Annotated in this window: 20 protein-coding genes and 1 pseudogene; 12 read left to right on the top strand and 9 right to left on the bottom strand. The window is 67.9% G+C overall.

Going from position 1 to position 26,396, the window contains the following annotated elements:
• The first annotated feature begins 23 nt into the window (after positions 1 to 23).
• A complete protein-coding gene (locus tag EPL01_RS09920) occupies positions 24 to 1,286 on the top strand; it encodes a glycosyltransferase family 4 protein (RefSeq protein ID WP_168215858.1) in 1,263 nt (420 codons plus the stop codon).
• Here the strand turns inward: EPL01_RS09920 and EPL01_RS09915 are convergent.
• A complete protein-coding gene (locus EPL01_RS09915; protein ID WP_135825113.1) occupies positions 1,283 to 2,467 on the bottom strand; it encodes a glycosyltransferase family 4 protein in 1,185 nt (394 codons plus the stop codon). The genes EPL01_RS09920 and EPL01_RS09915 overlap by 4 nt on opposite strands.
• Positions 2,468 to 2,727: 260 nt before the next feature.
• Between EPL01_RS09915 and EPL01_RS09910 the strand changes: the two genes are divergently transcribed.
• Both EPL01_RS09910 and EPL01_RS09905 read left to right on the top strand, forming a co-directional pair.
• Positions 2,728 to 3,783 (top strand): Gfo/Idh/MocA family protein, encoded by a 1,056-nt coding sequence (locus EPL01_RS09910; RefSeq protein ID WP_135825112.1) that lies wholly within the window; start codon positions 2,728 to 2,730, stop codon positions 3,781 to 3,783.
• 107 nt (positions 3,784 to 3,890) lie between these two features.
• Positions 3,891 to 4,481: a winged helix-turn-helix transcriptional regulator gene (locus EPL01_RS09905; protein ID WP_135825111.1), complete on the top strand. Its 591-nt coding sequence runs from the start codon at positions 3,891 to 3,893 to the stop codon at positions 4,479 to 4,481.
• 19 nt (positions 4,482 to 4,500) lie between these two features.
• On the opposite strand, the gene EPL01_RS09900 is transcribed toward EPL01_RS09905, so the two are convergent.
• Positions 4,501 to 5,484 (bottom strand): ABC transporter permease, encoded by a 984-nt coding sequence (locus EPL01_RS09900; protein ID WP_135825110.1) that lies wholly within the window; start codon positions 5,482 to 5,484, stop codon positions 4,501 to 4,503.
• A 257-nt stretch (positions 5,485 to 5,741) separates the two neighbouring features.
• Between EPL01_RS09900 and EPL01_RS22450 the strand changes: the two genes are divergently transcribed.
• From EPL01_RS22450 to EPL01_RS09880, 5 genes and pseudogenes are all read left to right on the top strand, one after another.
• Entirely contained in the window at positions 5,742 to 5,873 is a 132-nt protein-coding gene (locus EPL01_RS22450; RefSeq protein WP_281275357.1) for a hypothetical protein, read from the top strand.
• Between the two features lie 210 nt (positions 5,874 to 6,083).
• On the top strand, positions 6,084 to 7,319 hold the full coding sequence (locus EPL01_RS09895) for an ABC transporter permease (RefSeq protein WP_135825109.1): 1,236 nt from the start codon (positions 6,084 to 6,086) through the stop codon (positions 7,317 to 7,319).
• Positions 7,316 to 8,410 (top strand): ABC transporter ATP-binding protein, encoded by a 1,095-nt coding sequence (locus tag EPL01_RS09890; protein WP_135825108.1) that lies wholly within the window; start codon positions 7,316 to 7,318, stop codon positions 8,408 to 8,410. Before EPL01_RS09895 ends, EPL01_RS09890 begins: the two co-directional genes overlap by 4 nt.
• The gene (locus EPL01_RS09885; protein ID WP_135825107.1) at positions 8,403 to 9,644 is read left to right on the top strand and encodes an ABC transporter ATP-binding protein; all 1,242 of its coding nucleotides are present in this window, start codon (positions 8,403 to 8,405) and stop codon (positions 9,642 to 9,644) included. Before EPL01_RS09890 ends, EPL01_RS09885 begins: the two co-directional genes overlap by 8 nt.
• 66 nt (positions 9,645 to 9,710) lie before the next feature.
• A pseudogene (locus EPL01_RS09880) lies at positions 9,711 to 11,494 on the top strand (Rieske (2Fe-2S) protein).
• Positions 11,495 to 11,525: 31 nt separating this feature from the next.
• Here EPL01_RS09880 and EPL01_RS21570 read toward each other — a convergent pair.
• The 4 genes from EPL01_RS21570 to EPL01_RS09865 all read right to left on the bottom strand — a co-directional run bounded on the left by EPL01_RS21570 (position 11,526) and on the right by EPL01_RS09865 (position 15,512).
• Entirely contained in the window at positions 11,526 to 11,696 is a 171-nt protein-coding gene (locus EPL01_RS21570; protein ID WP_168215857.1) for a hypothetical protein, read from the bottom strand.
• 186 nt (positions 11,697 to 11,882) lie between these two features.
• Positions 11,883 to 13,472 (bottom strand): cobyric acid synthase, encoded by a 1,590-nt coding sequence (locus tag EPL01_RS09875; protein ID WP_135825362.1) that lies wholly within the window; start codon positions 13,470 to 13,472, stop codon positions 11,883 to 11,885.
• Between the two features lie 10 nt (positions 13,473 to 13,482).
• Entirely contained in the window at positions 13,483 to 14,169 is a 687-nt protein-coding gene (locus tag EPL01_RS09870) for a cob(I)yrinic acid a,c-diamide adenosyltransferase (protein ID WP_210424119.1), read from the bottom strand.
• A 2-nt stretch (positions 14,170 to 14,171) separates the two neighbouring features.
• The gene (locus EPL01_RS09865; RefSeq protein ID WP_135825106.1) at positions 14,172 to 15,512 is read right to left on the bottom strand and encodes a cobyrinic acid a,c-diamide synthase; all 1,341 of its coding nucleotides are present in this window, start codon (positions 15,510 to 15,512) and stop codon (positions 14,172 to 14,174) included.
• A gap of 632 nt (positions 15,513 to 16,144) precedes the next feature.
• Here EPL01_RS09865 and cobA point away from each other — a divergent pair.
• Both cobA and EPL01_RS09855 read left to right on the top strand, forming a co-directional pair.
• A complete protein-coding gene (gene cobA, locus EPL01_RS09860) occupies positions 16,145 to 16,903 on the top strand; it encodes a uroporphyrinogen-III C-methyltransferase (protein ID WP_246045679.1) in 759 nt (252 codons plus the stop codon).
• A gap of 213 nt (positions 16,904 to 17,116) precedes the next feature.
• Complete coding sequence (locus tag EPL01_RS09855; RefSeq protein ID WP_135825104.1) at positions 17,117 to 17,896, top strand: CbiX/SirB N-terminal domain-containing protein; 780 nt, start codon at positions 17,117 to 17,119, stop codon at positions 17,894 to 17,896.
• A 130-nt stretch (positions 17,897 to 18,026) separates the two neighbouring features.
• Here EPL01_RS09855 and EPL01_RS09850 read toward each other — a convergent pair whose 3' ends face one another.
• The 3 genes from EPL01_RS09850 to cobN are packed head-to-tail and all read right to left on the bottom strand — an operon-like array spanning position 18,027 to position 23,387.
• Positions 18,027 to 18,788 (bottom strand): cobalt-precorrin-7 (C(5))-methyltransferase, encoded by a 762-nt coding sequence (locus EPL01_RS09850; protein ID WP_135825103.1) that lies wholly within the window; start codon positions 18,786 to 18,788, stop codon positions 18,027 to 18,029.
• Positions 18,785 to 19,513 (bottom strand): precorrin-8X methylmutase, encoded by a 729-nt coding sequence (locus tag EPL01_RS09845; RefSeq protein WP_135825102.1) that lies wholly within the window; start codon positions 19,511 to 19,513, stop codon positions 18,785 to 18,787. Before EPL01_RS09845 ends, EPL01_RS09850 begins: the two co-directional genes overlap by 4 nt.
• On the bottom strand, positions 19,503 to 23,387 hold the full coding sequence (cobN, locus tag EPL01_RS09840) for a cobaltochelatase subunit CobN (RefSeq protein ID WP_135825101.1): 3,885 nt from the start codon (positions 23,385 to 23,387) through the stop codon (positions 19,503 to 19,505). The genes EPL01_RS09845 and cobN overlap by 11 nt, the downstream gene beginning before the upstream one ends.
• A 34-nt stretch (positions 23,388 to 23,421) precedes the next feature.
• Between cobN and EPL01_RS09835 the strand changes: the two genes are divergently transcribed.
• Both EPL01_RS09835 and EPL01_RS09830 read left to right on the top strand, forming a co-directional pair.
• Positions 23,422 to 25,515 (top strand): ATP-binding protein, encoded by a 2,094-nt coding sequence (locus tag EPL01_RS09835; protein ID WP_135825100.1) that lies wholly within the window; start codon positions 23,422 to 23,424, stop codon positions 25,513 to 25,515.
• Entirely contained in the window at positions 25,512 to 26,234 is a 723-nt protein-coding gene (locus tag EPL01_RS09830) for a hypothetical protein (protein WP_135825099.1), read from the top strand. Before EPL01_RS09835 ends, EPL01_RS09830 begins: the two co-directional genes overlap by 4 nt.
• The last annotated feature ends 162 nt before the right edge of the window (positions 26,235 to 26,396 follow it).

Below are 26,396 nucleotides of genomic sequence, written 5' to 3'. Positions count from 1 at the left end.
TCCGTCTCCGGCGTGGTTCCGGCGTGCATCTCCTCGTCGCCGCCCACGACTTCTACCCCGACCCCGGTTCCGGCGGCACCGGTCGGTACGTCTACGAGACCGCCCGCCGACTCGCCGACCGAGGTCACGGCGTGTCGGTGCTGACTCGCAGGCGAGGAGACGTATCGACCCGAGAAACCGTCGCGGGGGTTCGGGTCGCGCGCTACGACCTCGACGTCGCCGAGCGCTCGGCACCCGAAATCGCGCTCCAGCTTCCCGACGCGCTCCGGACGCTCCGGGGCCACCTCGACGCCCTGCCCGACCCCGACCTCGTGAGCTTTCAGGGCACCGTCACCGACCCCCTGCTGGACGTGCTCGTCGCCGACGAGATTCCCAGAACCGCCACCTTCCACAGTCCGTGGCCGACCGAGTACCGCATCCGGGCCGGGCACGAGACCGACGACGACCGCCTCTCGGCACCGCGCCGCCGACTCAACGCCGCGCTCCGCGAACGAGTCGAGCGGGCCACCCTCGCCGACTGCGAGCGGGTCCTCGCCCTGAGCGAGTTCATGGCCGACAAGCTCCGCGAGGTCCACGGCCCGGTCGCCGACGCCGAGATTCCGGCCCCCGAAATCGTCCCCGGCGGCGTGGACGCCGAGCGCTACCGACCCGACGCCGGGACCTACGCGCCGATGACCGACGGTGACGCCGCTGACGACGATGACACCGACGACGACAGTCCCGGAACCGACTTCCTGACGGTTCGCCGCCTCTCGCCCCGGATGGGCCACGGGATGCTTCTGCGGGCGTTCGCCGAAGTCGTCCGAAATCGCCCCGAATCGAACCTCTACGTCGCGGGCGACGGCCCGCTCCGCGAGGAGTTGGCGCGCGAGGCCCAGAATCTCGGTATCGCCGACCGCGTGACTTTCCTCGGCTACGTCCCCGACGAGGACCTGCCCCGCGCTTACGCCACCGCCGACTGCTTCGTCCTGCCGACCCGGAAACTGGAGGGGTTCGGCCTCGCCACGCTCGAAGCCCTCTCGTCGGCCACCCCGGTCGTCGCCACCCCGGTCGGGGGAACCACCGAGATTCTGGCAGGCCTCGAAAGCGACGCTCGCGTGCCGACCGAGATGGTGGTCGAGTCGGTCGATGCCTCGGCGCTCGCCGAGCGAATGCGCGACTGGGCCGCCCTCGGTCCCGACGAGCGCGCCGCGGCGGGCCGGGCCTGCCGAAATCACGCCACCGAGAACTACACGTGGGACCAGACCGCCGACGCGCTGGAGGAGCAGTATAAAAAACTGACCTAATCGCCACTCGCGGGTTGCTCGGCGGGCGCGTCCGCCGCGGCCTCAGAAACCCCGGCGCTCGGCCGATTCAGGGCCTCGGCGACGATTTGGCGAATCTCGCGCTGGAACCGCTGGCGGCCGAAGCGTCGCCGAATCGGCTCCGGTCCCATCGGCTCGCGCAACTTTCGCTGGAGGTCCGGGTCGGCCATCACCGACGAAATCTTCTCCTCGGCGTCCTCGACGCTCTCGTAGAGCAACTCCTCGCGGTCGTTGACGATGGCGTGCTGGCCGCCGTTGTCCGGCACGAAGGGAATCGCGCCGCCCGCGGCGAGTTCGGCGACCGCCATCCCGAAGTGTTCGTACTCCTTGCCGTGGATGCCGTACCGGTGGGTACAGATGCGCTCGACCAACTCGTCGCGGGGAATCTCGCCCTCCAGTTCGACGTACTCTCGGCCTTCGGCGAGGGCTTGGACCTCCTCGCGGTACTCGTCGTCCACGGTCGGCCCGATGACGTGGAGGTGGGTGTCGTGACCTCGCTCGCGGACGCCCTCCGTGATGCGAATCAGCTCCTTGATTCGCTTGCTTCGCTCGATTCGCCCGACCGTGACGATTCCCTCCTCGCGCTCGTCCCACGATAGATCCTCGAACTCGCGGGTGTCTATCGGCGGGTGGAGGACCTCGGGGCGAGTCCCGTAGGCGTCTTCGACCACGTCGGCGGTCCACGCGGAGTTGGCCAGCAGGGCGTTGTGCCGGATGTCCTCGCGCTCGACGCCCGCCACTCGGGTCGCCAGTCGCTCGTAGAGCGAGTCCTCCTCGACGGTCGGGTGGAAGATGTGTTCCCGCTCGTCGCAACTCACGGTCCAGTCGAACGGGAAGTGGATGTACTGGACCGAGTCGGATTCGAGGCCTAACTCGTTGATGGTACTGACCAGCAAGTCGAACTCGTCGCTCTGCCGCCGGGCGTAGCGTCCCAGCAGCGCGTTCTGGAGGACGTAGTATTTGAGACCGAACTGCTCGTTCATCCACGGGGCGAGATACCCCGCCTGTTCGACCGTCAGGGCCTCGGTATCGACGCTGGTATCGAAATACTCGTTGAGTTCGTCGAGGTCGGGGTTCGTCAGGGTCAGCACCGTCACGTCGTGGTCCGATTGCAGGGCCTCCAACACGTTCATCGCTACCGCTTCGCCACCCCCTTTGGACATCAAATCCATATGAATAACGGCAATTTCCCCCATCGTATCGGTCTCCTGTTAAGAGGAGGTTCCGGCCAAAGTTAGGTATTCTGGGCGAACAGAAACAGGTCATTGGCCGGGTACGAGCGACTGTAAGGCCGAAAACGTATTGTCCGGAAGTGACGCGATTCGGCTTGGCATGACTGTTGTGGTTGATAGCGGAACCCCGCTAAGCCCCCATTTAAACTTCAATCGGAAGATTTACATTGAAGAACTACCCCGCCGAGGGTATGGAACTTCGACTGGGGGCCATCGGACTCGGTGGTCTCGGGAGCATCGAACTCGGCATCTACGACGAGATGGACGACGTGGAAGTCGTCGCGGGAGCGGACGTGTCGGAAGGCGCACGAGAGGGCTTCACGGACACCTACGACGCGCCGACCTACGAGAGCCACGTCGAGATGCTGGCCGAACACGACCTCGATTTGGTCAACATCGTCACGCCCCACACCCTCCACCACGAGCAGGCGATGGACTGCTTCGAGGAGGGCGCGGACGTGTTCCTCGAAAAGCCGATGGTGACCGGCATCGACAACGCCGTGGACCTCGTGGCCGCGGCCGAAGAACGAGGGCGGGTCCTCCAAGTCGGCTACCAGCGACACTTCGACCCCCTCTTTCGGGAACTCAAGCGCGTCGTCTCGTCGGGCCGAATCGGCGAGGTCCACGCCGCCAACGCCTACCTCGGACAGGACTGGATCGAAATCCAGCGCGGCGGCTGGCGGACCGACCCGGACCTCTCGGGCGGCGGCCAACTCTACGACTCGGGAAGCCACCTGCTCGACGCCCTGCTCTGGACGCTCGACGCCGAACCGCGCTCGGTCGCGGCCATCACCGACGACCGAGGAGAGGACGTTGACGTGAACTCGGCGCTCGCGCTCGCTCTCGACCGCCCGCAATCGGACTCGTCTGTCACCGCCAGCGTCGGCGTGGTCGGCGACGGCACTAACGGCGAACCCGACGAGGGGATGGTCCTCTGGGGCACCGAGGGCCACGTCAGGTACGAGGACGGCCGACTCACCGTCTTCGAGGGCGGCGCGACCTACGAGGGCGAAGTGGCGGGGGACCGCGACTTCACGACGCTCACTCGGCGCAAACTCTCGGACTTCGTGCGGGCGGTCCGCGAGGGCACCGACCCCTCGGTGCCGGGGTCGTTCGGCCTCCGAGTGACGGCGCTGACCGAATCGGCCTACGAGGCGGCCGAAACCGGCCAAACCGTGAACGTACGGGACCGAATCGAGCAGGCCCGCGAGGAGCGCGACGACCGCGAGGCCGTCACCGCCGACTGACCGGTTCTCGCGGAATTCCCTCCTTTCTGAAGCATGTTTCGGTTTCCCACGATTTTCCGCGATATGACGAAAAGTGTTTCTATCACGGAGGGTCAATCCCTTTGATAATGCGAGAACTCGACGAAACTGACCTGGAAATCCTTCAACTGCTCGTGGCGGACGCCCGCCGACCGTACAACGAAATCGCCGACGCGGTGGACCTCTCGCCGCCGACGGTTTCCGACCGCATCGACCGCCTGAAGGAACTCGGCGTCGTCCGCCGATTCACCGTGGACTTGGACCGGTCGCTCCTCTCGGAGGGCGTCGCGGTCCTCGTGGACCTCCACGTCGACCCCGGCCGACTCTCGGAGGTCCGGAGCGGCGTCGAGGGGATCGAGGGCGTCGAACACGTCTTCGTCACCGCCGACGGCCACGTCATCTTCCACGCCCGCCTCAGCGACGGCGCGGTCGAACCCCTGCTGGCGGACGCCCTCGACACCGACGCGGTCCGCGAGTACGACGTGAAACTCCTCGAAGACTCGGCGTGGCACCCCGAACCCCGCGGCGTCGAGTTCGCGCTGGAGTGCGACGAGTGCGGCAACTCCGTCACCAGCGAGGGCGAGTCGCTCCGCATCGACGGCGAACTCTACCAGTTCTGCTGTTCGTCCTGCCAGTCGCGCTTCGAAGAGCAGTACGAGGAACTGAAGGAAGCGGCCTGAAATCCGTCGAACTCTCCTCTCAGTCGCCGACTCTCGGGTCCAGCACGGTGTACGCGAAGTCCTGCAAGAGATTCCCCAGCAGCGCGACGAACGCCGGGAGGAGCGTCGTCGCCAGAATCGTCCCGATGTCGCGCTGTTCGATGGCCTGATAGGCCAACTGGCCGACGCCCGGAATCTCGAACACGACTTCGATGACGTAGACCGTCAGGAAGAGGACGGTCAGCAGCTCGGCGAAGAAGACGGTCAGCAGCGGGAGCGCGGCGTTCCGCAGGACGTGGCGACCGATGGTCCGGGCGTCGGCACCGCTGGCCCGGAGGGTCTTGACGAACTCGGCGGGGAGGTACTCGCGGGACTCGGCGCGGGCGTAGCGGGCTTGGGCCGCCAACAGGTTGAGCGCGACCACGAACGACGGGAGCGCCAGCGACGCGAGGTTCTCGACGCTCCAGAGGCCGAACTTGGGATTGTAGTAGGCCTCGTACCACGAGAAGTGGAAGATGGCCGCGACGAGGAGCAGTTCTCCGAGGAGGAACCCCGGCACGCCGAGGCCGACGTAGCTGAACGCCGCGCTCACGCGGTCCACGACGCCCTGCGGTTTCATCGCCGACGCCAGTCCCGCGCCGACGCCCAACAGGGTCGAGAGGACGATTGCGGGCACGAGATACGCAAGCGTCACCGGGATGCGCTCGGCCAGCGCCTCCGTCACGGGTTGGCCGGTGGTCCGCGAGATTCCCCAGTCGAACGTCGCGTAGCCGACCATCCACCTGACGTATCGGTCGAGGACCGGTTCGTCGTAGTTTCGGGCCTCCTCGTAGGCCGCGACGGCCCGCGCGGAGTCCTGTGACATGTTCTCCGGGTCGTCGGGATTCGCGGCGGCGAACGCGACGAGCGTCTTGTTCGGGTCCGGCGTGTACGCGAAGACGAAGAACGCGCCCGACAGCAGGAGGTAGGCGGCGAACGCCGTCCACGCGATTCGCTTGAGGAGGAACCAACGAGTGTCGTTCACGGGTTTGGCTGTGAATCACACACCGGATTGATAAAGTTTGTCTTCCTGATACGAGCAGTAGGGGATTTCGGGGGGTGAGGTGTCGGTGCTCGTCTTACGATGGCTATCTGATTAAGAAATTAAAATATTGTCTTTATGTGTATATACATCCTCTGAAGAATTATTTTTATTGCTTATACTCAATCGCGCTATTCGACAAAATAGATTTTGTGTTTATATAGGACTTTTATCTAATAGTTGTCCATATATCCAACTGAATGACGGGCGGCGACGAGAAGGAAGACGAGGGGGACGAACTGGTGTTAGAGGGGCAAACTGTCGTAAACGGCCCCGACATTCGCCCAACTGTAGGGAAGGCCGACGACGAAAGTGACGGCACGAACGAGTAGGTCGAAACGTCTCGACGTAACTGCACTATTCTCTTGATGCCGAGAATCCAAGAACATCTGAGTAGCTTCAACCGAGTACCTTCCGGACTAGCTCCAAACCACCTCACACAGCCGCTAATCCAAACGCTTTAGTAATCTTGCTATGACTTCCCAATTCAAATGTCAACACGAGCGAATCGGTCCCGCGGACCCCGGAGTGGGTGGTAGCCCATGGCGACGGATTCGGGCGACCGGGCCACCTTCGAGACGGTCGATTGGTCGGCGGTGGACGACCCGAACCACCTTCCGACGGGTCGCTCGCTCGCGTTCCTCACCGCTGTCGGACTGCTGACGGTCGCGTTCGGCTACGACTACCTGCTGGCCGACGGCCCGCTCGCGGCCGGGTGGTCGCCGACCGCGCTCGACTGGCTCTCGCTGGTCGGCGTGGCGGCGTTCGCCTGTTACGTGGTCGCGCCGCTGGCGCAGAACCGCCAGTTGACGCGGCGCTACTGGCGACAGTTGCGCCGAGACAAACTCGCGGTCGCCAGTCTCGGCTGGTTGGTCTTCTTCGCGCTGTTCGCGCTCGTCGGTCCCGTCATTCTGGGCGACCCCGAGACAGCGCCGATGGGGATGGGCGCGTCGGAGGGCCGGTACGGCATCCCCATCTACCAGCCGCCGGTCGGCTTCGGCGTCTCGGAACACGCCGCGACGGTCTGTAGCGGCCCGGTCTCGGACGGCAAGTGCTGGGGGACCGTCCTCCACCCCCTCGGCACGACCAACACCGGCGAGGACGTGCTGGCGTTCGTCGCGCAGGGTGCCCGAATCGAGCTGAAACTCGCGTTCGTCTCCGGCATGATTCTGGTCCCCGTCGCCACCGTCGTCGGCACCGTCGCGGCCCAGTTCGGCGGGCGCGTCGATTCGCTGCTGATGCGCTACGTGGACCTCCAGCAGGTCATCCCGGCCTTTTTCGTCTACCTCGTCGCGCAGTTCCTCTACGGCGGGAGCCTCCTGCTGATGGTCGTCGTCTTCGGCCTGCTGAACTGGGGCGGCGTCGCCCGACTCGTCCGGTCCGAGGCGCTCAAGAAGCGCGAGGCGGGCTACGTCAAGGCCGCCCAAGCCGCCGGGGGCAGTCGCCTCGCGGTCGTGCGGAGACACCTGATGCCCAACGTCGCCAACGCGGTGGTCACCGCAATCACGCTCCAGATTCCGATGCTGCTGATCATCGAGACCACCCTCTCGTACCTCGGCCTCGGCCCGATGCAGGGTCAGTCGTGGGGCTACCTCATCGAGACCAACATCCACGACAAGAACTTCCCGACGCTTGTCTGGTGGTCGGTGGCCGCCCCGGTCGGGTTCCTCGTGGCGACCGTGGTCTCGCTCAACCTCCTCGGCGACGCGCTTCGGGACGTGCTGGACCCCAGAACCGACGGCAAGACGAGTGGGAAGACCGACGGAGGAGACCGATGACCGACTCGCTCCTCTCGGTCCGGAACTTCCGCGCGCGATTCGACGGCGAGACCGGCGGCGACATCTGGGCGGTAGACGGCGTGAGCTTCGACGTCGAGCGCGGCGAGACGGTCTGTCTGGTCGGCGAGTCCGGGTCCGGTAAGACCGTCACCTGCGAGGCGCTGACCCGACTCGTCTCGGCCGACCTCGACGGCGAAATCCGGTTCGGCGGCCGGAACCTGCTGGGCCTCTCGGAGGCGCAACTCCGCGAGGTCCGCGGGGCCGAAATCGCCCACGTCTTCCAGAACCCGCAGGGCGCGCTCGACCCGGTCTACTCGGTCGGCGAGCAACTCCGCGAGGCCGTCGAGCGCAACCGCGACGACCTCGGCGAATCCGGCGATTCTGGCGAGTCCGGCGACTCCGGAGAGTCGCCGGACTCGCCCCGCGAAGTCGCCATCGACCTGCTCGACCAAGTCGGCATTCCGGAGGCTGCGACCCGGTACGACGACTACCCTCACGAGTTCTCCGGCGGCCAGAAACAGCGCGTCGTCATCGCGCTGGCGCTGGCTGGCGACCCGGACCTCCTCGTGGCCGACGAACCCACCACCGCGCTCGACGTGACGATTCAGGCCCAGATTCTCGACCTCTTGGGCGAACTGCAGGACGACCGCGACGTGGGCGTCCTGTTCGTCACCCACGACCTCGGGGTCGCCGCGCAGGTCGCCGACAGAATCGTCGTGATGTACGCCGGGAAAGTGATGGAGCGCGGTGGCGTCTCGCAAATTTTCGACTCGCCGAGCCACCCCTACACTCGCGCCCTCTTCCGGTGTCTGCCCGGTTGGGGGTCCGCACTCGACCCGATTCCGGGCGACCCCATCGACCCGGCGGACCCGCCCGGAGGCTGTCGATTCCACCCGCGATGCTCGGCCGCGGTCCCCGAGTGCGGCGAGGGCGAGCAACCCGACCTGTACGACGCGGACTCCCAAGGGGAAAGCGACCACCGCGTCTCCTGCGTCTTCTACGGCCCGGACCGAAACCCCGCGGAACTCGACGCCGAGCGCCCGACGACGCCGGAGACCGCCCGGGTCCCGAAGGAGGGAGACGATGACTGACTCGCTCCTCTCGGTCCGCGACCTGAAGAAGCACTACCCCATCACCGAGGGGCCGCTTCGCAAAGAAGTCGGCCGCGTCCGGGCGGTAGACGGCGTGAGCTTCGAGGTCGAGCGCGGCGAGACCGTCGGCCTCGTCGGCGAGTCGGGATGCGGCAAGTCCACGGTCGCCACGACCCTGATGGGCCTCGAGGAGCCGACCGCGGGCCGGGTCTCGTTCGACGGCGTGGCAGCGGACCGGCGCGACTCGGTCGACCGCCGGGAGTTCCGCAGGCGCGTCGGCATGGTGTTTCAGGACCCCACGTCGAGTTTCGACCCGCGGATGACCATCGGCGAGTCGGTCGCCGAACCCCTCTCGATTCACGGTCTGGACGACCGAGCGCGTCGGCGCGAAATCGTCGCGGACCTGCTGGAACGGGTGGGCCTGTCGGCGGAAGACGCCGAGCGCTACCCTCACCAGTTCTCCGGCGGGCAGAAACAGCGGGCGGCCCTCGCGCGGGCGTTGGTTTTGAATCCGGACCTGCTGGTCGCCGACGAACCCGTCTCGGCGCTCGACGTGTCGGTGCAGGCCGGGATTCTCTCGCTGCTGGACGACCTCCAGCGCGAGTTCGACCTCGGGATTTTGCTCATCAGCCACGACATGAGCGTCGTGCGGGAAATCTGCGACCGCGTGGCGGTGATGTACCTCGGCGAAATCGTCGAGACCGGGCCGACCGAGGAGGTACTGGCCGACCCCCAGCACCCCTACACTCGGGCGCTGGTCTCGTCGGTCCCCGCGCCAGACCCCAGCCAGCGCGCCAGCGAGGCCCGCCTCTCGGGCGACGTGCCCTCGCCCTCGGACCCGCCTTCCGGGTGTCGGTTCCACACTCGGTGCCCCGAGATTATCCAACCCGAGGGCTACGACTTCGACCAAGCGAACTGGCGGGCCGTGATGGACCTCCGGGTCGCACTCGGAGACAGCGAGGACGGCGATTTCGAGGGAGAACTGGTGGACGGCGAGGTCCGGGCCGGCGGGATTCGAGACCGATTCGGGATTCCGGACGAACTCGGGGATGAAGGGGCCGAGGCGGTCCTCTCGGAGGCGCTCGACTCGCTGGCGTCGGGCGATAGCGAGTCGGCGCGGGACCTCCTCGGTCGGGAGTTCGAGACGGTGTGCGAGCGCGATTCGCCCGAACTTCGGGAGACCGAGTCGGGCCACCCGGCGGCGTGTCACCTTCACGACGAGCGCGCCGAGTAGTGTGAGAATAGGTACAAAAATCGGCTTCAGCGAACCGTTTTGAGGGATGCTGGCATACCTCTTCCCATGGCAACCGACGAATCAGCATCCGGCGACTCGACAGTCGAGAGTCCGGAATCCGACGATTCGGCGTTCGTCCGCGTCGCGGACGCCGACGAACTCCGCGAGGAGGGCCGAATCGTGGCGCGGGCCGACGGCCGAACAATCGCGCTGTTCCACCACGAAGGCGAGTTTCAGGCGGTCGATAATCGGTGCCCGCACATGGGCTTCCGCTGGCCGACGGGACCGTGGACGACGGCATCCTGACCTGCTACTGGCACCACGCGCGATTCGAACTCTCCTGCGGCGACACCTTCGACCCGTGGGCCGACGACGTCCAGAGCTTCCCGGTCGAGGAGCGCGACGGCGAGGTCTACGTCGATCCCCATCCCGACCCCGACCTCCCGCCGGTCGAACACTGGTCGAACCGGCTTCAGACCGGACTGGAGGAGAGCCTGCGCCTCGTCCTCGCCAAGTCGGTCATCGGACTGGACGACGAGGGTGTCGAGTACACCGACCCTCTCGAAACCGGCCTCAGGTTCGGCGCGCGGTACCGCGACGACGGGTGGAGTTCGGGGCTGACCATCCTCTCGGCGATGGCGAACCTGCACGACGAACTCCGGCCCGAGGACCGGCGGCGCGCGCTCTACACCGGCCTCTACCGCGTGGCCGAGGACTCGCAGGGCGAACCGCCGAAGTTCGACCAACCGTCGTTTTCGGCCAGAGACCTCTCGCGGGACCGCCTCGAATCGTGGTTCCGCGAGACCATCGAGGTCCGCGACCGGGACGGCGCGGAGCGGTGCCTCCGGACCGCCATCGCCACGCTCGACCCAGAGGAGGTCGCCGACATCCTCTATCTGGCCGCGACCGACCACCTCTACATGGCCTCGGGCCACACCTTCGACTTCATCAACAAGGCCTGCGAGGCGCTTGACCGCGTCGGGTGGGACCGCGCCGACGAGATTCTGCCGAGCGTGATTCCCCGACTCACCGAGGCCTCACGCTCCGAGGAGCAGTCCTCGTGGCGTCAGCCAGTCGACATCGCGGACCTCACCTTCGACGCCTACGACGAACTCCCCGACCTCGCGGCGGAAGGCGCAGATTCGGAGTGGGACGGCCCCGACGGATTCACCGACACGCTCCTGTCCGACGACCCGGAGGAAATCGTCACCGCGATGAAGGCCGCGGTCGAGAACGGTGCGACCCCCGCAGAACTGGCGGGCGAGGTCGCGCAGGCCGCGGGCCGCCGGGTCGCCCGGTTCGGCACCTCCAACGAGTTCAACGACTGGGACACGGTCCATCACACCTACAGCTACGCCAACGCGGTCCACAAGGCGGCCCTGCGGACCTCCTCGATGGCGGGCTACCGCGGGGCGTTCGCTGGCGCGATGAGCGTCTACCTCGACCGGTTCCTCAACACTCCTCCGACCCCGATTCCCGACGGGACCGAGGTCGAGGCCCCCGAGGACCTCCGCGAGGAGCTACTGGGAGTCTTCGACGAGGAGGGCGAAGTGGACCGCGCCGGGGAGCTGGTCGCGGCGTATCTCCGCGACGGGGGCGACCCGGCCGAATTGAAGCAGGTCCTCGGCGAGGGTCTCCTGCGCGAGGACGCCGACTTCCACACGCTCCAGAACGTCGAGGCCGCCTTCGAGCAGTTCGACCTGACGGGAGATTCCGAGCGCGCTCGGACCCACATGATTGCCACCGCGAGGTACGTCTCGGCTCACGTCCCGACCCGGCGCTCGGCCGAGCAGACGTTCACGATTGCCGATAGGCTTCATCGCGGCGAGAAGGTCCACGAGGCCGACTGACCCCGACGCGGAGCGTTCGACGTTCGCGGCCCTACTCGTCGGACGCGAAGACGAGGAGTATCGTCACCCCGTTGTTTCCGAGCGCTATCTCTTGGTCCGCGAGGTCGTAGCCGTCGGCCTCGAACTCCTCGATGCGGTTGTTGGCCGAACTCTTGGCCTGTTGCTGGCTTCCCGAGTTGACGATCTCTATCTGCTTGCTCACGTGGAAGGTATCGCGGTTGCGGACCGTAAGTGGGGTGGCCCGGACCCGTCGCCGACGGCCGAGTCGTCTGACGGGGGCGTCGGTATCGGGCGTGCGACTCTCTCGATTGGCGCTGTTCCCGAAAGAATCCTCTATAATTCCGAAAGAAACACGAAGTCACTCTAAAGAAATATATAGTTATCCCGGCTACTCGGCGGGCAACCCGAGCGCCGCCACGTCCACGTGTTCGCGGACCAACTCGGCCGCGGCGTCGTAGGGCGATTCGCTTCGGTCCGCTCCGTCTCGCTCGGGCCGGTCCTTCCCCGCCGACTCGAAGACCCGAGCGACGAAGGCTTCCCGGACGTTCTCGTTCTCGAACAGGCCGTGGAGGTAGGTCCCAAGCACGTCGCCGGTCGCGGCGCTCTCCGGGCCGAGGGGTCGGGCGACCGCTCCACCCGTCGCTTCAGTCTCCGCCGTCTCCGCCATCTCCGCCGTCTCCGTTACTGCCGACCGACCCATGTGAATCTCGTACCCCGAGGCGGTCCCCGCCGCACCCGCTATCGGCCCGACGCCATCGACCGACCGCGAGACCCGTTCGACGCGCTTGTCCGCCGAAAAGTGGGTCTCGACCGGGAGGAGGCCGAATCCCGCGACCTCCTCGCGCTCGCCGGTCCCCTCGACGCTGGCGTTCGTGATGCGCTCGCCGAGCATCTGGTAGCCCCCGCAGAGGCCGACCACCGGCCCGTCGAAGTCGGCGAGCGCCTCGCCGAAACCGGCCTCGCGGAGCGCCAGCAGGTCGTCCACGGTGTTTTTCGTTCCCGGCAGGACCGCCGCGTCGGCGTCCACCGAGTCCGGGCCTCGGAGGTCGGAATCGAGCGGGACGTAGGCCACCCGAACGCCGGGTTCCCGGGCCAGCGGTTCGAGGTCGGTCACGTTCGAGGCCCGCGGGAACCGGGGCACCGCGACCGTGACCGTCTGCTTCTCGGGCGCGCCGTCGTCCTCGCCCCGTACCGCTCGCTCGCCCCGCGCGGGGAGCGAAACGCTGTCCTCCTCGGGCAGACCGGGGTCGTCGTAGGGCAGGACGCCCAGAATCGGTACGCCGGTTCGCTCCTCGAACTCCGCGATTCCGGGGGCGAGGATAGACCGGTCGCCGCGGAACTTCGTGATTACCGCGCCGACGACCTGCGCTCGCACGTCGTCGGGCATCAGTTCGAGGGTGCCGTAGAGGCTGGCGAACGCGCCGCCGCGCTCGATGTCGGCGACGACGACCACCTCGGCGTCCGCGAACCGGGCCGTCTGGACGTTCGCCAAGTCCCGGTCGCGGAGGTTGATTTCGGCGATGGACCCTGCGCCCTCGGCGACGACGACATCGTGGTCGGCGGCGAGTCGGTCGTGGGACTCCTCGGCCGCGTCTCTGGCCGTCTCCCAGTGGTCGTCGTAGTAGGACCCGGCCGCGAAGTGGCCGACCGCCTCGCCCTGCACGACGAGCTGGCTCTCGCCGTCGCCGCGGGGCTTGAGCAGGACCGGGTTCGCGTCGGTCGTCGGGGTGACTCGGGCGGCGCGGGCCTGGACGTACTGGGAGACGCCGATTTCGCCCCAGTCGGCTTCCGTCTCCCCGGATTCGCCGCTTGCGTCCTCGTCCGGCGAGAGCGCGACTCGGGCGTTGTTGCTCATGTTCTGGGCCTTGAAGGGGGCGACCGAAATCCCGGCGTCGGCGAGCGCCCGGCAGAGGCCCGCCGCGACCGTACTCTTGCCGACGTGGCTGGCGGTGCCAGCGACCAGCAGGGTTCGGGTCACGTCTCTCACCTCAGTACTCGGTGCCCTTCCGCGCCGAGTGGCCCGACTCGATGGGGTGGGCCTCCTTCTCGACGTGGGTCACGAGGTCGGCGACCTCGCAGGCGTAGTCCGGTCGGTCGTGGCCGCCGGTCAGGACCAGTTCGAGGTCGTCGGGTTTCGATTCGACCAGTCCCACCACCTCCTCGGGGTCGAGGAGGCCCCGGTTCGCGGCGTACAGAATCTCGTCCAGAATCAGCACGTGGACGCCCTCCTCGGGGTCCGCGTCGAGGGGGATCGGTTCGGCGTCGCCTTTGGAGGCTTTAATTATGTCTTTTGCGCGCGCGAAACCACCCTCGGCCTGCGCGGCGTGTTCGTCGTCGTCCGACCCGTCGAGGAAGCCGTGCCACCCGTAGTGGCCGGTGTTCTCGTAGGTGAACCCCGAGACCTGCTCGATGGCCTCGTACTCGCCGCGAACGTCCTCGACGCTCCCCGCGCCGCCCTTCATGAACTGGACCATGTGGACCCGGTAGCCGTGGCCCGCGGCACGGAATCCCATGCCCATCGCCGCGGTGGTCTTGCCCTTGCCGTCGCCCCACCAGAGTTGGACCAGACCGAACTCGTCGGGGACCGAGGGGTCGATGGCCCCGGTTGCGACTGGCCTGCTCGTCTCGTCGGTCGATGCTCGCTCGCTCTCGGTCTCGGATTGCTCGTCCGTCATGGTCAGATGTTCTCCACGAAGGCGTCGAACGCGCCGCTCTCGGGGTGGACGTGGCAGTAGGTGCCCAGCGTCCGGTACTCGGTCAGGCCGTCTCGCTCGCCGTCGATGCCGTCGCCCCGTTCCACGTCGAAGGCGAACCGGGCGTCCGCCGCGGTGTCGGCGCTGGAGTAGTGGAACTCGTGGCCCCGGAGCGAGTCGCCCGCGCTCGCCGTCAGCGTCCCGTCGCGGGCGGTCAGTTCCACGTGGTCGAGGGCCTGATACCGGTCGCACATCTCCACGTCGGCGGGGAGGACGCCCGCCATCTCGTAGGTCTCGCGGGTCTCGTTCGCTTCACTTTCAGCCGTGGTCAGCGACTCGCAGAGCGCCATCAGGCCGCCGCACTCGCCCAAAACCGGCAGTCCCTCGCTGGCGCGGTCGGCGAGCGTCTCCAGCGCCGGACTCTCCGCGAGGCGGTCGGCGTGGAGTTCGGGGTAGCCGCCGGGGAGGTACACCCCGTCGCAGTCGGGCGGGTCGTCGCCAGCGACCGGCGAGAAGGTCGTCACCTCGGCCCGCGCCCGAAGTCGTTCCATCGTCGCGGGGTAACAGAACCGGAAGGCGGAGTCCCGAGCGACCGCGATTCGCTTGCCGGTCGCGGCCGAGTTCGTCGTGCAGGTCCGGTTCGGTCGGGCGTCCTCGGCGGGTCGAGGCGGCTCCCGCGCCGCCGCCAGCAGTCGGTCGGTCCGGACGTTCTCGGCGGCGGCGTCGAGCGCCTCGTCGCTCAGCGGGCGCTCGTCGCCCAGCTCCAGTCCGAGGTGGCGGTCCGGAATTTCGAGGTCGGGGTTTGGCCCGATTCGCCCGAAGCAGGTCAACTCGTCGGGCAGGGCCTCGCGGATGCCCTCGGCGTGGCGGCCGCCGTGAGCGCGCTGGACGAGGACGCCCGCAACGTCCACGTCCCGGTCCGCTCGCTCGGCGTACTCCCGGAAGCCGAGCGCGGTGGCGGCCACGCTCTCCATCCCGGCGCTGGCGTCGGCCACGAGGACCACCGGCAGGTCGAGCGCCTCCGCGACCATCGCGGTGCTGGACCCGTCGCCGTCGTAGAGGCCCATCACGCCCTCGACCACGCAGACGTCGCCCTCGCCGCGGTAGTAGTTGCGCCGGAGGCCCTCGCGGCCCTCAAGCCAGCAGTCCAGCGTCCGGGACGGGCGTCCGGCGACCTGCTCGTGGTGGCTCGGGTCGATGAAGTCGGGGCCTGCCTTCGCGGGTTGGACCGCGCGCCCGTCGTCCTTCAACGCCCGAATCACCGCGAGCGCCGCGACGGTCTTGCCGACGCCCGAACTCGTCCCGCCGAGGACGAATCCCTTCACGGTCGGGCCTCCCGACGCCGCTCGTCGCTGTCTCCTCGCCGAAGTACCATCGTCTCGTAGTTATAACAACCGTAGTTTAATTAGCTGTGGTTTGGGCTGTCCCGGTCGGCGGTCCGGGAGTACAGATAACTATAGAAATTCTAGGAACGTAATAAATAATGTCGAAAGGCGAGATTTCGTTTTTCCGTTCCGGTGCTGCGCTGGCCACCGCCGCTCCTCCGTGACGGTTCGAATCCGTCCGCGGTCGCTACCGGCCACCAGTACAACCGCAGTAGTACAAACAAGATTGAAGTAACTCAAAAGTATTTGCATAGGTGATGAACGAAGACAGCGGGGACCGCTACGAAGCGGACGCCGACGAGGAGCGACGCGCCGACCGTTCGTCGCTCGGTCCGGACGCCGTCCGGTCGAGCGCCGGGTTCGAGTCGCCCGCCGCCGACGCGGCCGCGCAGGCGGACCGGGCAGGAGCGACCGACCGCGCCGGGTCGGCCTCGCGCGTTGGCTCCGTCGGCGACTGCACGACCACCGACCTCGCGGACGGGACAGACGGCACCGGGGCCGGTAGTGCGGACGCATCGACCGACCGGGCATCCGCGGGTTCGTCCGCGGATTCCGCGTCGGCGAGCGCGTCGATTTCGGGCGGCAAAGTGTACCTCGTCGGGTCCGGTCCCGGCGACCCCGGCCTGCTCACCCGCCGAGCGTGGGGCCTCCTCGAATCAGCCGACGCGGTCCTCCACGATTCGCTGGTGGGCGACGACGTACTCGACCAACTCCCCGAACCGGTCGAGGTCGTGGACGTCGGCAAGCGCCCGCCGGACCGGACCTCCCAGAGCGAAATCAACGACATGCTGGTGGACCGCTCGCGCGACGGCGAGGCGGTCGTCCGCCTCAAGGGCGGCGACCCGCACGTCTTCGGCAGGGGCGGCGAGGAGGCCCAGTATCTCGCCGACGCCGACGTGCCCTTCGAAGTCGTCCCGGGCGTCTCCAGCGCCGTCGCCGCGCCGGGAGTCGCGGGCATCCCGCTGACCCACCGCGACTGCGCGTCGAGCGTCACCGTCATCACGGGTCACGAGACTCCCGACAAAGACGAGAGCGCGCTCGACTGGGACGCGCTGGCCGACACCGTGGTCAGCGGCGGGACCCTCGTCGTCCTGATGGGCGTCCGACGGCTCTCGAACAACGTCGCCGCGCTCCGGGAACACGGCGTCCCGGCCGAGACCCCGGTTGCGATGGTCCAGAAGGCGACGTGGGGCGACGAGCGGACGGTCTCGGCCACGCTGGCCACCATCGAGGACGCGAAGGAAGAGGCCGGTATCGAACCGCCCGCGGTCACGGTCGTCGGCGACGTGGTGGGCGTCCGGAGCGAGACGAGCGAGTGGCTGGACAGGTGACCTACCGGCGTCGGTAGTTCGCCGCGCGCAGTTCTGTGCGCGGCGAATTCACGCGGAGCGACGTTTTTTGCGGAGAGGCGTTTCTGCGGAGCGACGCTTCCGCGACCGCCCCGACCCGTTGCCAAAACATATTTGGGGGACTCCCTTCTTGGTAGAATCAAGCCCAATTGGAGTAATTAAACTCAACTTGATTGGGCGGCGCGAGGTCAACCAATGACAGAGGAAGCACTCGTACTCGTCGGCACGGACACCCCGGACGCACGCGACGTTCTCCGAACGCACGCCAACCGCCTCCGAGACCGAGGCGTCGCCGAATCGGTCCGCACCGCCTTCTACGGGGCGGACCCCGTCGCGGACCTGCGCGAGACCTTCGAGTCGGTTTCGGCGGACGCCACCTACGTGGTTCCGATGCGGGCGGCCCACACCCACGAGACCACAGACGACGTGCCCGCCGCGCTCTCGTTCGTCTCGGGCGACGTGCGCTACTGTGAACCCGTCGGCCGGAGTTCGGCCGCGACCGGGGTGCTAGTCGAGCGAGCGACCGCCCGCGTCCCGGCCTCGTCGGCGACCACCGTCGTCCTCGTCGCCTTCGGGAGTAGTTCGCTCCCCTACCAGCGCCAGACTGCCGAATATCACGCCGCCCGCATCCGCGACCAGACCGACTACGGCGAGGTCGTCACCAGTTACCTCGTCCAGAACCCCGCCGTCGAGTGCGCCCGTTACAACGTCTCGAACGACCGGGCGGTCGCCGTCCCGCTGTTCGCCTACCGGACCGAGGCCACCGACGACCGGATTCCGGCGAAACTCGAACTCGACCGCGGCGGTATCGAGTACGCCGACCCGCTGGGTGCCCATCCCCGAATTACCCGCGCCATCCGCGCCGAGGTCGAGAAACAGCGCGTCCTCGCCGTCGAGGACGCCACCGTCTCCTTTGCGGCCTCGCTCGCGCAGGCCCGGCGTCCGGTGGCGACCGACGGCCGCGGCGCGCTCTGATTCTTCGGACGCCGAACGCCGCTCCTCCGACGCTTCGAGAAATACATGTGTTTCCTTTAACCCACTATCCCTGTCTTTCGGGATTGTCGAGAATTATTTCGCGGGGCAAAAAACGAGCAAACGGACGCTCTCACTCCGCCCGCACGACCAGCACCGAGAGGTCCGAGAACGGCGTGTCCTCCGGTGCGGTCCCGCCTGCACGCTCCGCTAACTCGCCGAGCGTCGTCCGAGTTATCTCCTCGTCGTCGTGGGTCAGGCGCTCGCACACCAGCGCCGTCAGCGACGGGTCGGCCCCGGCGTCGAGGAGTTCCGCGGCAACGTCGCCTGGCATCGAGTCGTAGGGCCGGGGCAGGACCAGCAGGTGTCGGTCGCCGACTGCGTCCCGGAGGCGGTCGAGGTCCGGCGCGAGGTCACCGCTCTTGTGGAGGGTCACGAACGCCGAGTCCTCCATCGGCGTCCGCGCCCTACCGGCGGCCACCTGGAGCGACGAGATGCCCGGAATCACCCGAACTGGGCGTTCTGTAGCCTGCTCGACCTTGCCGACGAACTGGTAGCCGGAGTGGTTCGGGTCGCCCATCAGCACCGCGGTCCCGGACTCGCCCGACGCGACGCGCTCGCCGAACTCCGCCAGCGCCTCGGCCTCGTCCGCATAGCCGCAGGTCAGCAGGTCGGCGTCGGTTCGGTCGGCGACGAACTCCGCGACCGTCTCGAAGCCGACCACCACGTCGGCCTCCCGAATCGCTCGCTCGCCGCGGGGCGTCAGGTAGTCGAGGTTTCCGGGGCCGATGCCGACCGCGTGGACCGGGTCCTCCTCGGCGATTTCGGACTCGGGCTCTGCCGCCGCGAAGTCCGCCGGGTCGGGTCCCGCGTCGAGGTCGTAGTCGTCGGTCACAGCTCTACCTCACCGTCACGCACGTCGCTGGCGACGTGAATCAACTCGTTCGTCAGTCCGGCCGCGAGGCCGCTTCCGCCGCGCCGACCGACGTTGGTCACGACCGGCACGCCGTGGACTTCTGCGACCTCTCGCAGTCGCTGGCGACTCTCGGCGGCCCTCACGAACCCGACCGGGGTGGCGACGACGACCGCGGGCCGGGTGCCGTCCTCGATGCAGTCGGCCAGCGCCAGCGCCGCGGTCGGCGCGTTGCCCACGACCGCTATCGCGCCGTCGTAGACGCCTCGCTTGTCGAGTTCGAGGACCGATGCGGCGGTCCGGGTCATCCCGGTCTCGGCCGCCAACTCCGCGCCGTTGCCGATGGCCTTCCGGACCTCGGAGTCGTGGCCTCGGCCGGTGATTCCCTCCTTGACCATCGTGATGTCGGTCACGATTGGCTTCCGGCCGAGGACCGCCCGCGCCCCGGCCCTGACGGGTTCGCTCTCGTCGAGGGCCTCGCCGTCCGATTCGCCGGTGAACCGCATCAGGTGCTGGAACTCGGGGTCGCCGGTCGCGTGGACCGACTTCTGGCGCAGGCGGTCGGCCAGCGTCTCGTCCGGCACCAACTCGCGCACCCGGTCCATGCTCGTCTCGGCGATTTCCATCGCGTTCGAGGTGGTCGCACCGAGGTCGGCGTACTCCTCGAAATCCTCCGCTTCGTCGGTCTCGCTCCCCTCAGTCGTCATCGCCCGTCACCTCCGCGGGGACCGCCTCGCTGGCGCGCTCCTCCAAGTCGCCCTCGACGTCGAGATTGAGGTCCCTGAGCCGGTCCTCGGTCTCGTCGTCGGCGTCCCAGAGGTCCCGGTCGATGGCTTCGAGCAGGGTGTCGGTGATGCTGTCGAGCGCCCACGGGTTCACGTCTCGGAGCCACGCCTGCCTCTCGTCGTCGAAGGCGTACTTCTCGGCCACGTCCGCCCAGAGCGCGTCGCTCACGACGCCGGTGGTCGCGTCCCACCCGAGCGCCACGTCCACCGTGGTCGAGAGGTCGCCAGCGCCCTTGTAGCCGTGGTCCTCCATGCTGTCGAGCCACTCGGGGTTGAGGACTCTGGCGCGCATCGCCTTCCGAACCTTCTCCTCGTTGGTGTACACGTCCACGTCGTCGGGGTCGCTGGAGTCGCCGACGTAGGACGCTGGCTCCTCGCCCGCAGTCTCTGCGACTGCCGTGATGAACCCGCCGTGGAAGGCGTACCAGTCCGAGGAGTCGAACTCGTCCTGCTCGGACGTGTCCTCGATTTTCACGGTGGCCTCGACGTTGCCCAGTCGGCGCTCGAAGGCGTCGTGAGCGTCCGAGACCTCGCCTCTCGAACCCAGCGCGTAGCCGCCCCACTGCTTGTAGACCGCCGCGAGGTCGGCCCTGTCGTCCCAGTTGCCCTCGTCCACAGTCTTGTTCGTCCCCGCGCCGTAGCCGCCGGGCCGGGTAGTGAAAACGCGGTGCTTGGCCGTCTTCTCGGGGTTCTCCGCCCCTTCGGCTTCCAACTCCGCAGCGTCCTCCTCGACGTGCTTCTTGACGTAGTTCATCTCGTGGGGTTCGTCCAACTCGACCACGGCGTCCACCGCGTCGTGGACGACCCCGGCGGCCTGCGGGAAGGCGTCGCGGAAGAGTCCGGAGACGCGGGTCGTCACGTCGATTCGCGGCCGACCCAGTTCGTCCAGCGGAATCGGGTTCACGTCGTCTATCCGCCCGGCGTCGGTCCACTCGGGTTCGACGCCCATCAGAGCCAGCACCTGCGCGATGGTCTCGCCGCGGGTCCGGACCGTCGGCGTCCCCCACGCCACGACGCCGATTTCCTCGGGATACTCGCCCTCCTCGTCTCGGTGGCGTTCCGCCACGCCGTCCGCGACCTCCCGCCCCACGCGCCACGCCGACTTGGCGGGCACCTTCCGGGGGTCGAGGGTGTAGAAGTTCCGCCCGGTCGGAAGCAGGTCCACCCCGCCGCGTGTCGGCGCACCGCTCCCGCCCGGCGGGACGTACTCGCCGGAAAGGGCTTCAGCAGTCCGGGGAATCTCGTCCTCGGCACCCTCGACTCGGGGCGCGGCCTCCTCGCAGACGAACCGAAGCACCTCGCGCAAATCGTCGTGCGCCCCGCTCTCGGCCCGGCCGTCGCCGAGGAGGTCGATGTCCACGACGAGGAGGTTCCAGTTAATCTCCTCGGCGTCGAAGTCGTTCTCCGCGAGATGGGCGACCAGTTCGAGGCTCTGGTCGTAGACCTCGTCTGCGGCCTCGGCGTATGTCATCCCGAGGTCCTCGTCGTACTCGCCCGGGGAGTTCAACATCGCCTCGTAATCGACGCCCAGCACGCCCGCCACGCTCTCCCGGAGGCTCGGCACGCCCGGATTTTCGAGGCGAGTGAGCGCGACCAAATACTCGGTGAGTCGGTCGCCTTCCGGCGGTTCGCCCATCGTGTGCAGACCCAACCGAATCTGGGTCGTCTTCACGTCGGTGACGTACTCGTGGACTCGTTCGACCAGTTCGTCGATTGCCACCGAATCGCCCGAGACCTCGCCCTCGGCGAGGGTGGTTCCGGCCTCCTCCGGTCCCCTCACGTCTGCCTTCTCGTCTATTTCGCCTTCGATTCCCAACTCGACTGCGAGGTCCAATTCGTCTACGAGAGAGCGAATCTCGTCGGCCAGCTTCTCGCCGTCGTCGGCCCGGGCGTCCTCCATCCCGGCCTCGCGGTACTGCCGGGCCAGCTCCTCCAACTCGCCGATTTCGTCGTAGGTGCCCGCGTTGGACATGACCGGCGTGAGGTAGTCCACGATGGCGGCGTAGGACCGGCGCTTGGCCTGCGTTCCCTCGCCCGGATTGTTCACGATGTAGGGGTAGACGTTCGGGATGTCCTCGATTAACTGGTCGGGCGCGCTCTCGCCGTCCAGGCCGACCGTCTTGCCCGGCAACCACTCCAGGCTGCCGTGGGTGCCCAGATGGACCACCGCGTCGGCAGCGAACTCCCGGCGGAGCCACGAGTAGAACGCCACGTAGTCGTGGGGCGGTTGGAGGTCCGAGTCGTGATAGACTTTCGAGGGGTCCATCCCGAATCCGCGGGGTGGCTGAACCGTCACCAACACGTTGCCGAACTCGACGCCGGGGATGGCGAAGGGTCGCTCCGGCGGGTCGCCCCACTCCTCGACCACGTTCTCGCGGAATCGGTCGTCCTTCTCGCCGAACCAGTCGCGGTATCGGTCGGATTCCACCACGTCAACGCTCAGGTCCCGAACGTCGTCCGGCGCGACCCACCGGTCGTCCAGCGTGAGTTGCGCGGTCAACTTCTCCACGAGGGCCTGCCCGCTCTCCGGCGTCTTTCCGCCCAAATCGTAACCCCGCTTGCCGAGTTCGTCCAGCAGGTTGACCGTACTCTCGGGGCTGTCGAGGCCGAACGCGGTGCCGATTCCGTCGTCGCTCGGCGGGTAGTTGTGGAGGACCACCGCAATCTGCTTCTCGTCGTTCGGCGTGTAGCGGAGTTCGGCCCAGTTGACCGCGAGACTGACGGCGTGGCTCACCCGGTCCTCGATGGGGAAGTGCTGTTTCGGCGCGCTCCCGATTCCGGCCTCGTCGTCGGTGCGCTCCTTGCCCGAAATCGGGTGGGTGATGACGTTGCCGTCGAACTCCGGCAGAGCGACCGACAGCGCGAGTTCGAAGCCCATGACGCCGGTGTCGCTGTCGGCGTAGCGAGAGCGCGAGCGCATCGTAGTGACGGTCTGGATGACCGGTACGCCGAGTCTGTCGAGGAAGACTTCTTCGGCCCCTTGGCCCTCGTCGCTGGCGCTCCGGCCGCGCTCGTCCATCGACAGCGAGAACATGAACGACGAGAGGACGGCATCGACGATTGGCTCGTCTTTCTCGTCTGTGAACCACTCGTCAACGACCCACTCGGCGTCCTCCCGTTCGTCCGAGTCGGTCGCCGGATTGCAGAAGACGGGGAGGGCGTTCGCCTCCTCGGACTCGATTTCTCGAACGATGGCGTCCACGTACCGAGTGTTCTCGTGGGTCCAGTGTGACTCGTAGAACCAAACGCCGATGGTCGGCTTCTCGTCGTCCACTTCTTCTCGGAGGTCGGCGTACTCCGCACCGGGGTAGTCGGGGTGATAGACGCCTTCCGTGGGCAGGGTTACTGGGGCCTCGGGGTCGAAATCGGTCGCCTCGTCTGCTTCCCGACTGCTGGCGTACTCGTCGGCGAGGAGCCGACAGAGGTTGGCGACGTTGACCGCGCCGCCCTTCTCCAGATACTCGTAGGCTCGGTCCCGGTCGGCGTCGGCGACGCTGGTGTCCTCGAAGGCGAAAGCGTCACCGGTCGATTTGACGACGAGAGGGACGCCCGCCTCCCGGAGTCGGGAGACGGCGTGGTCGTAGCCCGGCATGCTGTCCTCCGCACCGTGAAGCCAGAAGACCGCCGCAGTCGCGTCGGTCTCCTCGATTTCGTCCACGAAGTCGTCCACGTCGGTCCCGTCGTCCAAGTCGCTCTCCGACCGGACGACGAGGTCGATGCTGTCCAACCTCTCGGCGGCCCGCTGTATGCCGCCCAACTCGTTCTCGGTCGCGGTGTAGAGTGCAATCGTTGGCATAACGTTGTTAAACCTCCATTGTAGTAGTACAAGTATGGTTGAACTACGTGGCTCTAAAAAAGCTTCGACCGTCCCCTTCCCGGCGGTCGTCGGGCAGGAGCGCCTGAAACGGGCGTTGCTGGCGGTCGCCGCGAACGACGGTCTCGACGGCCTGCTGGTCCGGGGCGAGAAGGGGACCGCCAAATCGAGTGCGGTCCGGGCGCTGGCCGACCTCCTGCCCGACCAGCGAGCGGTCGCGGACTGTCCCTTCGGCTGTCCGCCGGGCGACTCCGAATCGCAGTGCGAGGAGTGCCGGACGCGAACCGACCCGCCGGTCGAGACTCGGCCGGTCCCGCTCGTCACGCTCCCCCTCGGGGCGACCCGCGAGCGAGTGGTCGGCACGCTCTCTGTCGAGGGGGCGCTCGACGGCGACGCCGAGTTCGACCCCGGCCTGTTGGCCCGCGCCAACCGGGGTATCCTCTACGTAGACGAGGCGAACCTGCTCGACGACCACCTCGTGGACGTGCTCCTCGACGCGGCCGCCAGCGGCGTCAACCGGGTCGAGCGCGACGGCGTGAGCGTCTCCCACCCCGCCGAGTTCACCCTCGTCGGGACGATGAACCCCGAGGAGGGCGACCTCCGGCCCCAACTCCGGGACCGGTTCGCCCTCCAAGCCAGCGTCACCGGGTGCGAGGAAATCGAGGACCGCGTGACGGTCCTCGACCGGGCGCTCGAAGACGGCGCGGACCTCCGAGAGGAGTTCGCCGACGAGACTGCGGCGGTCCGGGACCGAATAGTGGGTGCCCGCGAGGGCCTCGGCGACGTGACCCTCCCCGACGAGTTCAAGGAGAGCATCGCGGAACTCTGCCGGGACGCGGGCGTCGAGGGCCACCGCGCCGACATCGCCGTCGCCCGCGCTGGCCGGACTTTCGCGGCGCTCGACGGCCGGGGAAAGGTAATCGAGTCCGACGTTCGAGAGGCCGCCGAACTCGCGCTTCCCCACCGCCTCAAGAGTCGCCCCTTCGATGACGCACCCGACCCCGACGAGGTGCTGGACGACCACTTCGACGGTGACTCCGACGAATCTGACGGAGACGCCGACGATTCGGCGGAGGGCGAACCCGAGGGTGAGTCCCGCGGTTCGGACGACGATTCTCCCGCTCCGGACGACGACCCCGCGCGAGGCGGTCGCTCCGGGGGTCAGTCGTCCGCGGAATCCGAATCGGGTACGGGAGAGTCCGGGAAATCGGACGACCCTGAATCAGACGATGCCGAGTCCGCCGCGCCGCTGGTTCCCGGCCAGTCTCGGCCCGGCGTCGGCGAGGCCGAGCGCCACGAAATCGAGGGCGTCGAGGCCGACGGTGACTCGTCAGGGGTAGCTTCCGGCGCGGCGGACGGGACCCGGGCCGCGGCGACCCCCAGTCCGTCGGGCCGCGGCGCTCGCGTCCGGACCGAGCGAACGGAGTCGGGGGAGTCCGTGGACGCCGCGGCGTCGGTCCGAGCGGCGGCGAGTCGCGGCGCGGACGCGGTGGCCGAGCGGGACCTCCGGACCGCGGTCCGAGAGCGCGAGCAGTCGTCGCTGGTCGTGTTCGCGGTGGACGCCAGCGTCTCGATGCGCTCGGCGATGCGGACCGCCAAGGGCGTCGTGCTGGAACTGTTGCGGGACGCCTACGAGCGCCGCGACGAAGTGGCGTTCGTCGCGTTCGCTGGCGAGGACGCCGAGGTCCTGCTCCCGCCGACCGACAGCACCGACCTCGCGGCCCGCCACCTCAAGGACCTGCCGGTCGGCGACCGGACGCCCCTGCCCGCCGGTCTCCGGACCGCTGGCGAGGTGATAGCGCGCGCTGACCCGGACGCCAGCGTCGTCGTGGTCGTCACCGACGGGCGGGCCAACGTCGCCGATGGCAGTCCGACCGAGGAGACACGCCGGGCGGCCCGCGGCCTCGCCGAGCGGGGTTCCCACGTCGTGGTCGTGGACGCCGGAGACGGCGATTCGGCGGGTCTCGCGGACCTCGTGGCCGACGAGACCGACGGCGAGCGCGTTCCCCTCTCGTCGCTGTCGGCCGAGCGAGTCGCCGGAGCAATCGAGCGAGCGGGGACGGACGTTCGTTCGGATGCGGCCTCAACCGCCGGAGGTGACGCGCGATGATTCCGCTGGCGGACCTCGGCGTCCTCGGCGCGGCGCTCGTCCTCGGCGTGACCCACGGCTTCGAACCGGACCACGCCGCGGGCATCTCGGCGCTCACCGGCGAGACCGACAGCAGAGCGCACGCCGCCTTCGTCGGCGCGAGTTTCGCCGTCGGCCACGCGCTGGTCGTCGTGGCGTGGGTCGCGGTCCTCTCCGCGCTCGGGGCCAGCGCCAGCGCCGCGCCGGAGGTCATCGGCGAGGCCGGTTCGACGCTCGCCGGACTGGTCCTCGGCGTCGTCGCGGTCCTCCTCGGGACGACCGGCGTCCGGCGACTCCGCGGTCTGCCGGTCGGCACCGAGGACGCGACGCGCGGCGCGGACGCTGGCTTGGGCGGTCGGCTGCTGGCCACGGCCCAAAGCTACCTCCACACCCATCCCCACGAGACCCGCGCCGACTACCTCCGGACGGGCGTCGTCGGGTCGCTGTTCGCGGCCTCGCCGCCGGTGAGCATGCTCGCGTTCGTCTCGGCGGTGGTCCCGACCGCCGGTGCGGAGGGCGCGGTCGGTGCCGTCGCGGCCTACACCGCCGCGCTCACGGTGACGCTCGCCGCGGTCGGCGGCGGCGTCGGGTCGCTGGTGACGTTCGCCCGCGGCCGGGGCACCCGCGCCTACGCCGCCTTCGAAATCGGGGCCTCGGTCGTGGTGGTCTGGTTCGCGGCCTCGATGGTCGTCGGGGTGTAGTTTAGGGAATTGTAATCATTTGTTTTAGAAATATTTTGAATTCCTTTGAGTGATAGGAGTTAGTTACATTCGTTTTTGCGGAACTGCGAGAGACAGTTGACGTTTGCGCCGCAGTCCTCACGCTCCCACCGGTCCTGACGCGATGGTCGCCGACTCCTCGCG

It is taken from the genome of Halorussus ruber (assembly GCF_004765785.1).
Classification (GTDB): Archaea; Halobacteriota; Halobacteria; order Halobacteriales; family Haladaptataceae; genus Halorussus; species Halorussus ruber.
Note: the sequence above shows the minus strand (reverse complement) of the source record. Positions and strands in the feature narration are given on the sequence as shown.

What these genes read in the sequence shown, in the direction of transcription:
- EPL01_RS09915 (WP_135825113.1), bottom strand. Translation starts at nt 2,467, where the DNA reads ATGTCCAAAGGGGGTGGCGAAGCGGTAGCGATGAACGTGTTGGAGGCC.
- EPL01_RS09910 (WP_135825112.1), top strand. Translation starts at nt 2,728, where the DNA reads ATGGAACTTCGACTGGGGGCCATCGGACTCGGTGGTCTCGGGAGCATC.
- EPL01_RS09905 (WP_135825111.1), top strand. Translation starts at nt 3,891, where the DNA reads ATGCGAGAACTCGACGAAACTGACCTGGAAATCCTTCAACTGCTCGTG.
- EPL01_RS22450 (WP_281275357.1), top strand. Translation starts at nt 5,742, where the DNA reads ATGACGGGCGGCGACGAGAAGGAAGACGAGGGGGACGAACTGGTGTTA.
- EPL01_RS09895 (WP_135825109.1), top strand. Translation starts at nt 6,084, where the DNA reads ATGGCGACGGATTCGGGCGACCGGGCCACCTTCGAGACGGTCGATTGG.
- EPL01_RS09890 (WP_135825108.1), top strand. Translation starts at nt 7,316, where the DNA reads ATGACCGACTCGCTCCTCTCGGTCCGGAACTTCCGCGCGCGATTCGAC.
- EPL01_RS09885 (WP_135825107.1), top strand. Translation starts at nt 8,403, where the DNA reads ATGACTGACTCGCTCCTCTCGGTCCGCGACCTGAAGAAGCACTACCCC.
- EPL01_RS09870 (WP_210424119.1), bottom strand. Translation starts at nt 14,169, where the DNA reads ATGACGGACGAGCAATCCGAGACCGAGAGCGAGCGAGCATCGACCGAC.
- EPL01_RS09855 (WP_135825104.1), top strand. Translation starts at nt 17,117, where the DNA reads ATGACAGAGGAAGCACTCGTACTCGTCGGCACGGACACCCCGGACGCA.
- EPL01_RS09845 (WP_135825102.1), bottom strand. Translation starts at nt 19,513, where the DNA reads ATGACGACTGAGGGGAGCGAGACCGACGAAGCGGAGGATTTCGAGGAG.
- cobN (WP_135825101.1), bottom strand. Translation starts at nt 23,387, where the DNA reads ATGCCAACGATTGCACTCTACACCGCGACCGAGAACGAGTTGGGCGGC.
- EPL01_RS09835 (WP_135825100.1), top strand. Translation starts at nt 23,422, where the DNA reads ATGGTTGAACTACGTGGCTCTAAAAAAGCTTCGACCGTCCCCTTCCCG.
- EPL01_RS09830 (WP_135825099.1), top strand. Translation starts at nt 25,512, where the DNA reads ATGATTCCGCTGGCGGACCTCGGCGTCCTCGGCGCGGCGCTCGTCCTC.